The sequence below is a fragment of the Methanosarcina flavescens genome (assembly GCF_001304615.2).
GTDB lineage: Archaea > Halobacteriota > Methanosarcinia > Methanosarcinales > Methanosarcinaceae > Methanosarcina > Methanosarcina flavescens.
Genome location: NZ_CP032683.1, coordinates 3,017,910 through 3,032,266, shown reverse-complemented (window position 1 = coordinate 3,032,266; position 14,357 = coordinate 3,017,910). Strand labels below are relative to the sequence as shown.

At 42.4% G+C, this 14,357-nt stretch carries 11 protein-coding genes; 1 reads left to right on the top strand and 10 read right to left on the bottom strand.

What is annotated here, in order from left to right; all coding sequences use genetic code 11:
- Window positions 1–119 precede the first annotated feature (119 nt).
- The 8 genes from AOB57_RS13260 to AOB57_RS13225 form a co-directional block, all read right to left on the bottom strand.
- Complete coding sequence (locus AOB57_RS13260) at window positions 120–1,526, bottom strand: MATE family efflux transporter (RefSeq protein WP_054297751.1); 1,407 nt, start codon at window positions 1,524–1,526, stop codon at window positions 120–122.
- Between the two features lie 40 nt (window positions 1,527–1,566).
- Window positions 1,567–2,046 (bottom strand): MarR family winged helix-turn-helix transcriptional regulator, encoded by a 480-nt coding sequence (locus AOB57_RS13255; protein WP_054297750.1) that lies wholly within the window; start codon window positions 2,044–2,046, stop codon window positions 1,567–1,569.
- A 614-nt stretch (window positions 2,047–2,660) separates the two neighbouring features.
- On the bottom strand, window positions 2,661–3,986 hold the full coding sequence (locus tag AOB57_RS13250) for an MFS transporter (protein ID WP_054297749.1): 1,326 nt from the start codon (window positions 3,984–3,986) through the stop codon (window positions 2,661–2,663).
- Window positions 3,987–4,327: 341 nt separating this feature from the next.
- Complete coding sequence (locus tag AOB57_RS13245) at window positions 4,328–4,756, bottom strand: hypothetical protein (RefSeq protein WP_054297747.1); 429 nt, start codon at window positions 4,754–4,756, stop codon at window positions 4,328–4,330.
- A gap of 147 nt (window positions 4,757–4,903) precedes the next feature.
- Complete coding sequence (locus AOB57_RS13240; RefSeq protein ID WP_226999520.1) at window positions 4,904–5,623, bottom strand: CDGSH iron-sulfur domain-containing protein; 720 nt, start codon at window positions 5,621–5,623, stop codon at window positions 4,904–4,906.
- A gap of 340 nt (window positions 5,624–5,963) precedes the next feature.
- Window positions 5,964–6,782, bottom strand: a complete 819-nt coding sequence (locus tag AOB57_RS13235) for a hypothetical protein (RefSeq protein WP_054297745.1) — start codon at window positions 6,780–6,782, stop codon at window positions 5,964–5,966.
- 222 nt (window positions 6,783–7,004) lie between these two features.
- The gene (locus tag AOB57_RS13230) at window positions 7,005–8,345 is read right to left on the bottom strand and encodes an APC family permease (protein WP_226999519.1); all 1,341 of its coding nucleotides are present in this window, start codon (window positions 8,343–8,345) and stop codon (window positions 7,005–7,007) included.
- A gap of 455 nt (window positions 8,346–8,800) precedes the next feature.
- Window positions 8,801–9,445, bottom strand: coding sequence for a hypothetical protein (locus AOB57_RS13225; protein ID WP_054297743.1), 645 nt, complete (start codon window positions 9,443–9,445; stop codon window positions 8,801–8,803).
- Between the two features lie 482 nt (window positions 9,446–9,927).
- Here AOB57_RS13225 and AOB57_RS13220 point away from each other — a divergent pair, with 482 nt between their 5' ends.
- Complete coding sequence (locus tag AOB57_RS13220) at window positions 9,928–10,761, top strand: sulfite exporter TauE/SafE family protein (RefSeq protein ID WP_226999518.1); 834 nt, start codon at window positions 9,928–9,930, stop codon at window positions 10,759–10,761.
- A 121-nt stretch (window positions 10,762–10,882) separates the two neighbouring features.
- On the opposite strand, the gene AOB57_RS13215 is transcribed toward AOB57_RS13220, so the two are convergent.
- Together AOB57_RS13215 and eno are read right to left on the bottom strand one after the other, a co-directional pair.
- A complete protein-coding gene (locus AOB57_RS13215; RefSeq protein ID WP_054297742.1) occupies window positions 10,883–12,052 on the bottom strand; it encodes an ABC transporter permease in 1,170 nt (389 codons plus the stop codon).
- Window positions 12,053–12,563: 511 nt separating this feature from the next.
- Window positions 12,564–13,850 (bottom strand): phosphopyruvate hydratase, encoded by a 1,287-nt coding sequence (gene eno, locus AOB57_RS13210; RefSeq protein WP_054297741.1) that lies wholly within the window; start codon window positions 13,848–13,850, stop codon window positions 12,564–12,566.
- Window positions 13,851–14,357 lie beyond the last annotated feature (507 nt).

The window sequence follows — 14,357 nt, the reverse complement described above, 5'->3', positions numbered from 1 at the left end:
GTTTCCAGATCTATTCCCTTAGAGGTGCTTGTCCTGATTTGAATGTCTTTTATCATTTGTTATTTCCATATCTATTCCTAAGGGGCTGCATATCGTAATCTGAACATCTTTATGAACTGTCAGATAGGAGATATTTTATCTGCGACCTCTGATCCAGTACCAGCTTTTAAGGAATCTTTGTATTCTTTGAAGAACCTGTATATTCTGAAAAGCAGAAATCCGGAAAGCATAAATGCCAATAGATCCGCAACCGGGAAAGCCGCCCAGACTCCATTAAGTCCGTAGAGGTCGGGAAGGACAATAATAGCAGGAATCAGGAAGAGGAGCTGCCGGCTAATAGAAAGAAGGAACGCGGGTCTGGCTTTTCCCAGAGCCTGGAACAGGGTTGATGTTATTACGTTCAGGCCTACAAGAGGCATACCCAGAAGCATGATCACTATTGCATTCTTCCCAAGCTCCAGATATTGCAGATCTGAACTGAATAACTGTAGAAGTTGTGCTCTGAAGAGGAAAATGAAAAGCAGGCCAAGAAACCCAATAGTTGTTGTCACTGCAAGAGATAATTTTACGGCTTCAGCTATCCTTCCATATTTCTTAGCCCCGTAGTTAAATCCTACAATCGGTTGTAGACCGAAGGCCATGCCCAGAAGGGACATGAAAATGAACGAGTTTATCCTCATTATTACACCAAAAATGGCAATAGCAACGTCTCCCCCATGAGTTGCAAGTGCATTGTAAACGAAAATCATCATGATACTATTCGAGCACTGCATTACAAAAGACCCTATACCGATAGCCCCGATTTCCTTAATAACCTTCAGATCAGGCTTCAGGGTTTCTGACCTGAAATGTACAGCTCCTTTTCCTTTAAGGTAGTAAAGCAGGAGCCAGACAGACGCTACAGCCTGGGACAGTACAGTTGCAATTGCAGCACCCTTCACACCCATTCCAAAGCCAAACATGAAAAGTGGATCAAGGAAAATATTGAGGCCGCCTCCTACCAGCATAGCATTCATTGCAAGGCGGGCATTTCCTTCAGAGCGGACGACATGCTGAACAGCCACTCCAATGACAAAGAAAGTACCTCCTGCAATTATAATTTGAAGATAATCTCTGGCATAGGGCAGGACTCCAGCAGTTGCTCCAAAAACCTTCAAAATCGGATCAAGATAATAAAGACAGGGAATGGCTATAAGCACGCTTAATATCAAGCTCAGGGAAAAAACATTTCCAAGTACCCTTTCGGCTTTTTCATACTCGCGTGCACCAAGGGCGCGCGAGATTATAGAAGAGCCCCCTGTCCCGAGTACGATTCCGAAAGCCATGATCATCATCTGAATCGGAAAAGCTATCGAGAGCCCGCCTATGGCCTGGACGCTCTCTGCTCCATATACCATTCCCACGAAAAAGGTATCTACAGCATTATAGAGAGCCTGTACCAGCATTCCAACGACAATAGGAGCTGAAAGCTTAAAAAGAAGCTTTCTGATACTTTCTTTACCCAGAAATTCACTTTTTTTATCCATCTTTTCTTCTCTGCAGTCTTTTACTTTATGTCGTTCATTTTTACTTCAGTTCATTAGGCGTGTCAGTCGGAGGCTCAAACCCGGGATCAAAAAATCTAATTGCGGCTTTATGAAGAAGCAGCCTGAAAATTTCTCTCTCTTCCAGGGTAAAGTCCGAAAAGAGAATATCCATGAAAGAAACCAATTTCTCAAAAATGAAGTTTCTCATTTCCTTCCCTTTATCAGTGAGGTAAACTCTGTTAGCTCGAAGATCACTTTCGTCCCTTTGCCTGTATACATAACCCTCTTTTTCCAGGCCCTGGATAGCTCTGGTACTTTTTGCTTTGCTCACTTTCAGAATTTTCGCAAGGGTTTCCTGGGAGACACCATCTTTGTGATATAAAACCAGTAAGAATTCAAATTGTCCACTCCCAACCCCATAAGTCTCAAGTTCCTTTGCCATGTACGCCAGATAGCTCCTATAAATGTGGGCAATCGGACCTAATATTTCCCTTGGGTCTGTCTCTCCTGAAATTTCCATAATTTTATCCTTTACAACTATTTATGAACTAGATAAGCTTATTTTGAGAAAAAGAAAACTTATGAAATTGTTACACTTGAAACTAATCTGATCCCTGATAGATTTGTGAGTATATAAAAGTTATGAATGAAACTATAATTAAAATTTGGATAAGCTGTTTTATTATATTAAAATAGAAGCATAAGACAACGGATTTAATTTTACAGAGAATTTGTTTTTTATACAGAATTTGTCGTTAATATCGCATTCTATAGAGATTCTTAGAATATTATCAATTCTCACAATTTACTTGCAGATTAAAACAACCTTATATTGAGATGGTAGTTAAAAATAGAAAAAGTTTATAGACTTATAGGCGTAAAGCCTGGATAATTTAAATTTAGTTTTTATAGATATTCGATGCATATATTAGTTACTTAAGAAACTAAAAATTGATCATAAACTTATTTGTGGGCTTTGACCAAAAAATAGGATGAAACACCTTATTGCAAAGAGCAGTTTACTCTCACTACACCGTTTTCTCTCTGTAGAATGTGATATAGCTTTAAAAAATTGCAGATTATGATCGAGAGAATGAACTATTTTTATCTGAAAAATAATGTTTATTTAAAGGTTCATTTCTCATTTCTTTCATTCTCGAGATTTGTAGGTTCATTATATCTGGCAGCAAGGAGCTTGTAGGGCCGCAAGCGCATAACTGTAAGGGTAACAATAAGTCCAATGCATCCTGTGAGTATGAACACTAGTGCAATACCTCTTCCTGCTCCCACGCCAAACCAGCTGCCAATTAACTCTACACCTCGACCAGTGGTCATGAACGGGATAAATACAAACTGAGCGATTGGACCGATGAAAAATGCCGTGAGAGGTGAGGCTGCCAGTTCAATGCTGTAAGCAAACCCAAACACCCGACCCAGGCGCTCCTTTGGCACGACTTTCTGAAAAATAGTTTGTTCGATGGCTTCGACAAAGGGAACAAAAAACATATATATGAGAACTCCTACAGCCAGAAGCACTATCGAAGGCTGGATAGCAAAAAAAATACATACTGTCCAGAGAATGATATTAATGCGAAATAAATTGCGTACGGGATTTCCTCCCAACCCCTTTTTTGTGATATAGAAGCCGCCAAGGATAAAGCCAAGACTTAGAAAACCATACAGCAAACCCCAGACCTGAACCGTCACCAGGCTCAGGCCATAGGCATCCATAAGAGCTACAAACACTCCACCCAGGAAATTGTTGAAGGTAGTGAAGAAAATGAGGGCGAAAAGACCTGGTATGGCTTTAATCGCTTCAATCGTACCTTTAATATCCATTTTTCTCAGATTACTTTCTATTGGATTAAAGGTGGTGTTTTCTGGAACCGGTATGAGCCAGAGCATCAGGGTAGAAAAAAGTGTGAAAATGATGGCAGTAAGCAGCACAAAAGACATGCCGGCGAAAGCGAGAGCAAGACCGCTGGCTAATGATGTGATGGTAAAAGAGATTCCCATGACCGTGCCAAAAAGCCCATTAGCTCGATCGCGCCTATCCTCAGGAACAAGGAAAGCTACCAGGGTGGGGATGGCGATGCTGTATATGCTTCCGGCTATCACCCCAGGAAGGAGAATAAGAACGAAGATCCAGAAACGAAGGCTTGTCACTGTAGCGAAATCGGCCTCGGTACTCAGGTAGAAGAGCACTAAACCCGAGGTAAAAAGAAGCAGTGTGGCAAGGCTTGATCCTATCATGGCGTGCTTTTTCTTATAGCGGTCTACTATTGAGCCAAACCAATTGGCGGAAAGCGCTGTTGCCACTAGATAAACGCCAGCCATCACAGAGGTTGAGATTACGGATTTAGTCGTAAGATATGCCCAGAAAGTCAGGGCAAACAGCACAAAATTAGTAGTGGTAATAGCAATAAAAGCTACTCCTAAAAGCCGATAAAACGTTTTCATTTGTGATATTCCCTGTAATCATGATTGCCAGTGGATTTGGTCGGTGACCCCATACCTGCTGGAATATCTCGAAGATCGGTTCAGGGGTTTGTCTTGAACTACATACACATTCCGCTTTACGATGTGACCCAATTCAACGTCACCGACTTTCAGAAAGGCTTCTATGTAATGCCGGAGTTTGGTGAAGACTTGCTTTTCTTTTTCGCACACGGAGAATGGCGGCTGGTCAAGCGCAATCCTGATGATCTTCTTTGGTCCGAGCATACTTGCCGATCCAGCGCGAGGCTTTCATATGCAATTTTTGTACATCTTTTGATACTGCTTGCAATATATTGTATCCTCTACTTAACGCCGCTATTCTGGTCAGGATTGTAGGTGTCCAGTGGAGTAGAGACAGCAATAAGGCGAGTTCCATCTTGCAGCGTCACCACCTGATACGCGTTACGCTCCTCTCCAACCGGAGAACCAGACTTATCTAGGTTTTCTAAAATGAGATGCCCTATCCAGATGCCAGGAACCTCAATGCATGTGACAATATCGCGAGCGCGAACACCATGGATCCCTCGAGAACGGTAAAATTCCTGACCCTGGCTGAAAAAATCACGGGATTGCTGCGGCTCGGTGATTGAGAGACATCCGCTAGCCGTTACGGCAAGTGCAGGGTAGTTGTAAATATTCGCGAGACCTTCAATATCTCCTTCTGTCAGATATCTGGTGTAGCGGGCAAAGAAGTCTTCGATTGATTCAGTTGCGTCGGTAGTGTGTTTCATACACTAAATATGCTCCTTCAATTATTTATGAACCGCATTCATCGCAGGGTTAATTGATTGCTTTTACTCTGGCTTTTGGTTTGCCTGATCGTTATGTGAGACTACTACTTCCGCAAGTTAACAACCGCTATGAATTAATGAATTCACTCATTCCAGACCCCACTTCTTCCTGAACTCCAGCTTTTGCTGGTTGTCCATCCAGTGGCTGCCGTCACAGTAGGGCTTGTTTTCTGACTTCCCGCAGCGACAGAGGGTTATTCTATTCCGGGATTCGTACATGCCACCATCTGCAGATTTAATGGGGATATAGCCTCGAACCCAAAGAGGGCCTTCACAACCTTTTTGTTTATCGTAAACCAGTACAATAGATGGTTCAAATTCTTTTTCAAAGGGTCTGCCTGTTTTCTTGTCCCACAGAACCAGCCGTCCAGACGGGCAGATCATTGCTTCCTCTATGGCGGTTTGTCGGGCTTCCGGATCGTCTGATTTTTGTATAAGACTCCTTATTCCGCCAGACCGCTGGCAGAAACGGGAATGATCGCAAAGCTCGTAGACATCAGTGAGTTTTAGATCAGGGCCCTCGAATGTTTCCGCTCTTTCCAGGTAAGGCCTTCTGCTGGCAGTTTCGCTACCATCAAAACCGGTCTTGCGATGGGCCCCATCACAGTAGGGCTTGTTATTGGATGAACCACAGCGGCATAAGATATAGGCATTCTGCCGGGGGTATTCCTTTATATCAATTAATTCTCTGGTGTGGCCAGTGTCGTCTGTGACAATTGCCTGCTCGAGAAGCGGTACTCCACCTGTAACCCGATACGGTCCATCTTTGATTATCTTAATCATAATTTTTTTCTCATTGGCTCCCATAATCATGGTCCCCCATTACCTCTTATAATGCAGTACTGGATGTTTAGTTTAACTATCCGCCTGCAGGAGCGTTGTTGGAAACGGACAGGCAAGATTCTTTAAAGATTATAGTGAGAAAATAAAGAGGTTTACTGTCCTTTCTGAATACTACGGCAGAAAAAGACCTTTTGAGTTTGAGGAATGGAAGTTAACAGGCTGTGCATGATTAAGATAGAAATTGAAGAAATGATAGGGAAGCAGCATAGGTTTTAATTTTCTTCCCACCGAATTTGCATTTTTTATGCAGTCGGAAAGATAGCTGTTTACCTGACCGCATTAGAGAAATTATAACTATTCCAGATCAGAAAAGCCTGTGATTCAGATAATACGCAAAAGCACTCAAAACCAGCCTGATCAATGAGAAAACAATTGAAATCATTGAGAAAGCTACGAGATATACATTCAGGGCAAGAATATCCGCAAAAATCCCGGAAAAATCAGCATTGAGGAAAAGGGCAACCAGATTTACCAGCAAAATAAAGGTGAAGATCGTAATCAGACCCCTGCCTGCCTCTTTAAGGTCCTCCCAGCTCAGGGCTATATGGGAAGAGATGCAGATTGCCAGGGCGAAGTAGATCCAGAAATTGAGAGAAATAAGGTTTTCTGCCGAGAAAATGCTTCCAAAAAGGTCAGCAGTAAGGGCGAAGATTTTTGTCAACATATACTGGTCAGGCCGGGCAGGTTCGAGGGTAAGGTAGTCGGTAACCTTGGCAAAGGAGTCTGGCAGGAGAAGGTGCATTCCGAAAATAAGGGCTGCGGTCCCGCTGAAGACCGGGCCCATGCCTATGAAAAAGTTTCCTATATTCTGGTAAAGGCTTTTTGAATTCCAGCTATGGTTAACGTATCCAAGGACTCCGTCTTTTGCTTTACGGTCGAAGAGTTTGAACCTGTTAATTTTGTGCCTGAAAATGTAGCACATCAGCAGGTGCCCGAGCTCATGGATGGGAGTGCCTATCCAGGCTGTGGCCAGAATTCCTTTCCTGCCAAAGGTTCTCTGGACGTAGAGGTTGGCACGATTCTCAAGAAGGCCGAGTATTATGCCTGCAAGAATAAGAGAGCCTGTAACATAGAAAGTTTCGAACAAGCTTACCCGGAAAATCGTGAGGAGTACGTCATCCATTTTTAATTCCTTTCGTATATGAATTTTCATAAGTACTCAGGATCAAATTGACACGGAATAGAATTCCGCAGCCCAATCTCTTATTACAAGGCTGTTGAAGAAAATATAGTCTTCGTGTCCGCCGAATATAAATTCAAGTAGACTGAAAAGAAAAAAAGTGTTGAAAACTTGAGAAGGCGGTCTGGAGATGTAATACCTCTTCTTCAAAAACTACAGAGCATTTTATTTTCCTGATACAGGATTTCTGGATTCAGAACTTCCTGATGCAGGGACTCTCGGTACAGGGGTTCTGGATACAGGAACCTTGTTTATGCTTCTGAGATACCTGAAATAACCTAAGCCAATCAGAAAGATTGGATATGTAACCTTCCAGGTAAACCCTGAGATTAAAAAACTCAAGGATAGTAATGAAAAAACTGAAAAGATCCATTTCTGCCAGCCTGTTTCGGTTTTCCAGTAAGCGATTATAATGAAGGCGTAGAGGAAAACGAAGTTCTGGTTTACGAGCAGCATCATGGCTGATACGGGAATTTTGAGGAGATCGCTTCCGCAAATCAGGATGATTGAAAGAATATACAGTCCAACCAGGCTGTATACAGGAATATTCCCTGCTGAAAGTTTTCCAAAGATTTCAGGGAAGATGCCTGTCCTGCCTCCTGCATAGAGCAGGCGGCTTGCAGTAAAATTCCAGGAACAGGCATTGGCTGCAATAACTATTACCATGAGCCAGATAAGCAGATCTCCTCCAGGCGCAAAAAATACAAGGCTGGAAAGCCCGGCTGCACCCTCAAGGGTTGTGCCTGAGGCACTGGCTCCCGCGCTGATAAGGGCAAGCACAAGGTAAATAGAGGTCACAAGAACAAAACTCAGCCAGTACAGGCGTGGAACGTTTTTTTCAGGATCTTTTATCTCTCCCAGAGAGAATGAGAGATTTTCCCAGCCCAGAAAAGCCCAGAAAAGCAGGGCTGCAACTCTCCAGATGTTATTCAGGTCTAGTTTCCCTCCGCCGTTAACAGCCTCGCTGGCAATCTCGAGCCCTGAGCCCAGAAAATTAAGATTAAAGGCTATTAGCAGGCTGATAAGCAGGAGAAGCACAGCCAGAGCTGCATAATTGATCATGGAAATAACCTTCATTCCCGCCAGGTTGGAAAGAAACATCAGGGTTACAAGCAGGACCGCAAAAAGCGCAGTTTCTACCCCGGATAGCTGGAAAAGCTGCCCCATATACTCGCTGCCTATAAGGGCAACCGCAGGAAGCCCGAAAAAGAATGAGCCCCCTACAAGATAGGAAACTGCATATCCTCCCCAGGGTCCCACAGCCTCTTCAGAATATCCTGCAAGCCCGGCTGTCGAAGGAAATCTCAAGCCAAGGCGGGAACAAATTGCAATAAGAGGGACTGCTGCAATGGCTATAAGGAACCAGCCCAGGATCGCTTCATGTACCGTGCCTGCATCAAGCGCCAGTCCTGGCAATGCCAGAATGCCTGTCCCTATAAGCATGCAGACTGCAAGCCCCATACCCCGACTGAAGGAAATTGTTTTTTCAAGTTCTATCATTTTCATCTCTTAAATTATTTGTAAAATGTTTGATATATTTATTTATTCGCAAAGAGACTTTCGGACTATTACTGCTTCATTGGGCACGTTCTACCCCTCCCTCAGTAAAAGAGAATAACTAAATAAGGAGTATACACGGGAAAAACATGAAGGTAAACTTCTGATTTACAATTATATACAGGACAGTAGCAGGCATCTTAAATATATAAGTTTTTAGGCGCATTAACAGTAAAACCTTATAAAAAAAGACTTGCTAAAATACGGAAATCAAGCCTAATTTAACTGGAGAACAACCTGCAATATAAAGCTAATAGGGTAAATTTCAACTTCTTAAATTTTGGGAAAAAGCCGGTCATGCCCGCATGACCGGTGAGAGCCTGAGTTCTAAGGTCAATTTATTCCCAGCAAGGGTTCTAAAATCAATTCTTTCCAGCCGGGGCTACTGAAAAGATATTTCTATTTTATTTTTTCTTTTCCAGGCAGATGAGCTCTTCTGCATACGGCAGCGTCTCTTTCATCCAGTTGCAGAAATCCCTCCACTCGTCAAGCTTGTGGTAGCGGCGCTGGAAGTAGATATTGCGGAGTTCGGCATAATTGGTTACAACTGTCCTTTTCTGGTTGTATGCACTCGGCAGGTCTTGGACAAGTTCCCGGAAAACTGCTTTCCGGTACGCGTTATCATCTTCGCTGTCGCCTTCGCGGGATTTGTAGGCTTTAATAAGGTCATTCAGGTGCCGGATCTGGTCGTTCCTGTAATCGGTCAGCGTCTCATAGGAAAAATCGTGGGGAGCAAGTTCCTTGCTGGTCAGCTTGTGCATTGTTGAAGTGGAGTTCTTTTCTGCGAACTTGTAGGTATCAAACTCTTTCCACCAGTAGAGTGGGGCTGTGATATCAAAGCAGACCGTGATGAACCTTAAAAACTTACTGTGTTCGGTCCCTGCAAGGGTCAGGCGCTGAGCCAGGTTCAGGTCCTTTTCTCCGAGTTTGCAGTTCCCTGCCTCATCAGGCTCGCTGCTGTCCATAAGGTGCCAGGAGTTCATGGGGTTCCGCATGCCGAGAATAGCATAATAGATATTGTATGTACCGTGTAATTTCATTTTAATCATAAAAACGCCTCTTAGACCCATTACGATAATCAATTTATAAATTTGTTTGTTACAAATAATTCATAAACTGACGTGGTGAGCAATTTATAAACTTATCTATTGTAAATAGAGCAATCCGTATTTGTAAATAATGTTATCCAGATAAACGGAATGGTTTAACTAAAATAGTTTATTTTAACAGTAAAACCGTTTTAAATAAACTATCTGATTTTAAACAGCTGGGAAATTGAGACAGGAATTTAATAAAGTAAAATCGTTTCCGGAAGGGAAATTATTTAAGAAAAACAGTTACCCTCTTAACCTATGATTTATTTTTTCAGGTACAACCTCTCCGCCAATTCTGGCTATTTTTATTTGAACATGAGCAACAGTACTTTTTTCATCTATACGAGCCTGTTAACTTAAATAAACTTGCAACTCCTTTTAGAAAGCAGCCAGAAACCTCTTCTTAAATCTGGCTGTTCCTGAATTCGGAAACTGGAATGGAAAAACACTGGATTGAAATGACTCCTGCAGATCCTCTCTATCTTGTAATTTTAATTCTCACAGGTGCGTTTACAGGCGTTATCTCGGGCCTGCTTGGTGTGGGAGGGGGCTTTATTATGACTCCTGTCCAGTACTGGCTTTTGCAGGAAACCGGGCTGGAGCCTGATATAGCTATACGGATAGCTCTCGGCACAAGCCTTTTTGTAATCCTGTTGAACTCCATAAGCGTTGCTTTAAAATATCATGAAAAGCACGCAGTCCAGTGGAAACAGGCAACACTTATGGGAATCATAGGCTCGATTTTCAGTTTTGGGGGAGCGGCTGTAGCTTCCAGGCTATCAGCTTTAACCCTGAGCACAATTTTTGGAATCGTGGTCATAATAGGAGCGCTCAAAACCTATGTGACGCCTGCAGTTCGAAAAAATGGTGAAATAAGCTCTAATCAAACGTTTTATATTCTTGCCGGAGTTTCCATAGGCTTTTTCTCAGGGCTTCTTGGGATCGGTGGAGGAGTAATTGCAATTCCGATCATGCTTATTTTTCTGCATTTTGATATGCGAAAAGCCGTAGGAACTTCGTCTGCAGTAATAATGTTTACCTCTTTTGGAGGGTCGATAGGATATATAGTCAATGGTATAGGTCAGCCTGGGCTTCCTCCGTATTCTCTTGGATATATCAATCTCATTGACTGGTTTTTGCTTGTAGTCCCAGGATTTCTTGGAGCAAGAAAGGGGGCGGATATTGCCCATGTGGTAAACCCGGAACACTTGAAGCATTTCTTTGTGTTTCTCATGATCTACGTAGGGCTGAAAATGATAGGAATTATTTGAGATTTAAGCGCCGGAAAAAGATTCCTTGAAAGATTTTGGGATAACATTTTTGGGGTAATATATCGGATAAGAATTTTGGTTTAAGATTCCTGAGGCAGCATTTTTTGATAACGGTATTACATCAAGCGCTCTCAATAGCTTCTACAGGATCGAGTTTTGCAGCTTTCCGAGCAGGGTAGATGCCTGAAATTATATTGATTATGAAAGCGAAGATAGCCGCATATAAAAAGTTAAGGGGCTCGACTTCAAGAGGCAGGGTTTGGAGCCCGAAATACATTTCCTGCGGAACCTCGATTTCGTAGTTCTGGAGTGCTACAGTTGTAACGTAGCCAAGAACAATGCCGAGCAAAAGCCCTATTGCTCCGAGAATCAAGGACTGGAAAAGAAAGACTGTCATTATGCTCTTCTGAGAAGCTCCCATAGCTTTCAGGATCCCGATTTCCGGGGTTCTCTGGGCAACAATTGTAATCAGGGTATTTGCTATCCCAAAACCCGCTATTCCATAAATCAATAAATAGAATATGTTTACAAATATCTTCTGGGTATTCAGAAGATTCAGGATTTCAGCATTTGCTTCAAGCCAGCTGACAGCATCAAACCCGGATTCCCTTTCAATTGAAGCTGCAATAGCCTCAGCCTGGTATGGGTCTGCAACCCTGATGCCTATAGTGCTCACAACGCCCGGTTCATCAAAAAAATGCTGCACCGAATCGAGCCTTGCATAGGCTGTTACCTCATCTGCACCAGTTCCGGTATGAATAAGACCCAGCACTTTAAAGGAAGTAGTTTCCGCACCTGGAAAAATCGCATCCACACGATCTCCGGGCTGGACTTCAAGATTTTCTGCAAGTTTGTCTCCAAGCACAATCCCATGTCTTGTATGGGCAAGCGACAGGAAACTTCCTTCTATTACATCCTCGCTTACTCGCATAACCATATCTTCAGCCTCAGGGTCAATTCCCTGAAGCGAAATTCCTTCAGCATTGCCCCTGTATTCTAGGGCTGCCTGACCAAGGTACTTAGGAGATACCGCTATAACTCCTTCTTTTTCCACAAACCGGGCTGAATTATACCTGTAAAGATGAATATACTCTTCTTCCTCATCTTGAGGAGTTATGACAATATGCGGATTATTCTCAATGCTTGACTGTACAAGCTCCGCCTGAAAGCCAGAAAGCATAGCCATCATTACCGTAATGACGGCTACTGCAAGGGCAACTGCCAGTATGGCAAAGAAAGTTTGCCTTCTTCTGGACAAAACCTGCCTTAAAGCGATTTTCAGTTCGTACATGTCATAAACTCCTATCTGGTAGATTCATCACAGTATGAACCCCTATCTGATAGATCATCAGTATGAGTTCTTATCTGGATGGACTCTATTTGATAAATCCCGTATGAATGATTCTGTATGTGCAAGAAGTTCTCAAGCCAATTTCAGTGAGCGACTATTTACAATTTCCAGAAAGATGAATCCTTCATAATTTCAAAAATATTAGAAAATATATGTTTTAATTTCCTGGCTCCTACTTAGATCCGCTCTTATTTAGATCCGCTCTTATTTGGATTCGGCTCTTGCTTGAGATTTTCCAAAGATTTCAGGTTTCTGATATTATTCCTGTAATTATTCTTGTGAAGCTGATTATAAATTAGTTTCCAGTACTTTGAGGAAATTAACTCAAAAGACTATTATGAGAGAATGTATAGTATTGTAACAAATCTAAAAAGCATAAAAAGAGAAAGTTCAGAAAAATAAAGTTAAAACAAGATTTAAAATAGAAAATTAAAATAGAAAGTTAAAAAAATTAGAGTTGCACATAATGTGCAACTTCGCCCAGGTCTTCCTCGATTCTGAGAAGCTGGTTATACTTTGCAGTCCTCTCTCCACGGGCTGGGGCACCGGTCTTGATCATTTCTGCGCCGATAGCAACTGAAAGGTCTGAGATTGTGGTGTCTTCGGTCTCAGCGGAACGGTGGCTTACTATTACGGTATAGCCGTTCCTGGAAGCCATGCTTGCGGCATCAAAAGCCTCGGAAAGTGTTCCGATCTGGTTGATCTTTAAAAGAAGGGCATTTCCTGCTCCCATATCAACGCCTTTTGAAAGCCTTTCAATGTTTGTAACAAAAAGGTCGTCACCAACAATAATTGTGTCCCAGAGCTCATTGGTTAGAGCTTCGAAATCCTCAAAGGCTTCCTCATAGAAAGGGTCTTCAATTGAGAGGATTGGATAGGTATTCACAAGTTCAATATAGTAGTCCATCAGTTCTGGAGCAGTGAGCTTTTTTCCGTCAATAGTGTAGAGCTCATCTTCATAAAATTCGGAAGCTGCAGCATCAAGCCCTATAGTAACCTCGGTATCGGTGTAGCCTGCTTCCTCAATAGCCTGGATAAGAGCATCAAGGGCTTCGATTGACTCACTCATTTTGGGAGCATATCCTCCTTCATAGCCTACATTGGTGGAAGATCTGCCATATTTCTTTTCCAGCAGTTTTCCGAGCACATGATAGATTTCTGCCCCCATCTGGATAGCTTCATAAAAGGTTTCAGCACCTTTGGGCTGAATCATGAATTCCTGAATTGCAAGCTCATTGCCTGCGTGCTTGCCGCCGTTAAGGACATTCATTGTCGGCACTGGCAGAGTGAAGGCGTTTGAGCCTCCGAAATAACGGTAGAGAGGAATATTGAGAGAATCGGCAGCGGCTTTTGCAACAGCCATGGATACTCCAAGGATTGCATTTGCCCCAAGGTTTGATTTATTATCGGTCTCGTCGAGCTCGATCATCAGCTCATCGATTTCCCGCTGATTTCGGACATCAAGCCCCAGCAGTTCCTTCTGGATGATGGTATTCACATTCTTTACTGCAGTGAGAACCCCTTTTCCTCCGTACCTGTTAGGGTCTTCATCCCGCAGTTCAAGGGCTTCATTCGTACCAGTAGAAGCCCCTGAAGGAACACTGGCTCTGCCAAATCCCTTCGGTGTAAACACATCAACTTCAATTGTGGGATTTCCCCTTGAATCCAGGATCTCCCGAGCATGTATCTTTTGGATCTTATATTCTCCAGAATCCTGCTGTAGACCGATATATGACATCATTTCACCCTTTTTAATTTCTGATCTATCTATACATATATTCTGTTATTTGAAGCTTAACCCTAATTTGAAGCTTAACCTTAACTTAAACGTTACATGTCTGAATTGTATTTAATTCTTTATCCGGTTAACACAAATAATTTTAATTAAGTCTTACGTTATTTTCTCATAAGATACCCTGATTAACACATAAAGATTATATTGAATTCCCAGGTCCAGAGATATTGCTACCTCAGGCATCCGATACCGTACTTAAGTGATATTCGTAAATTTATTTAGGAGCGTTGTACTCAAGTGTTTGCAGAAGATCCTCTTATTTGGTAACCCTTAATTCAGGCATTCCGGATTTTAAAAATGTTCATTTCCTGTAAACACTAGCTTTAAAGGCTTTGGTCAGGATTACAAAACCTATTTTTTTCCCGATGATTTATCAATATGGGTTTTTATATTGAAATTTATCAAAGGAGGTTTTTAGCCGGGTTTGATTATTATTTTACTCCTTAACAA

Coding starts and splice junctions, on each gene's coding strand:
- AOB57_RS13250 (WP_054297749.1), bottom strand. CDS start 3,986: ATGAAAACGTTTTATCGGCTTTTAGGAGTAGCTTTTATTGCTATTACC.
- AOB57_RS13240 (WP_226999520.1), bottom strand. CDS start 5,623: ATGGGAGCCAATGAGAAAAAAATTATGATTAAGATAATCAAAGATGGA.
- AOB57_RS13225 (WP_054297743.1), bottom strand. CDS start 9,445: ATGATTAAAATGAAATTACACGGTACATACAATATCTATTATGCTATT.
- eno (WP_054297741.1), bottom strand. CDS start 13,850: ATGTCATATATCGGTCTACAGCAGGATTCTGGAGAATATAAGATCCAA.
- AOB57_RS13215 (WP_054297742.1), bottom strand. CDS start 12,052: ATGTACGAACTGAAAATCGCTTTAAGGCAGGTTTTGTCCAGAAGAAGG.
- AOB57_RS13235 (WP_054297745.1), bottom strand. CDS start 6,782: ATGGATGACGTACTCCTCACGATTTTCCGGGTAAGCTTGTTCGAAACT.
- AOB57_RS13260 (WP_054297751.1), bottom strand. CDS start 1,526: ATGGATAAAAAAAGTGAATTTCTGGGTAAAGAAAGTATCAGAAAGCTT.
- AOB57_RS13255 (WP_054297750.1), bottom strand. CDS start 2,046: ATGGAAATTTCAGGAGAGACAGACCCAAGGGAAATATTAGGTCCGATT.
- AOB57_RS13245 (WP_054297747.1), bottom strand. CDS start 4,756: ATGAAACACACTACCGACGCAACTGAATCAATCGAAGACTTCTTTGCC.
- AOB57_RS13220 (WP_226999518.1), top strand. CDS start 9,928: ATGGAAAAACACTGGATTGAAATGACTCCTGCAGATCCTCTCTATCTT.
- AOB57_RS13230 (WP_226999519.1), bottom strand. CDS start 8,345: ATGAAAATGATAGAACTTGAAAAAACAATTTCCTTCAGTCGGGGTATG.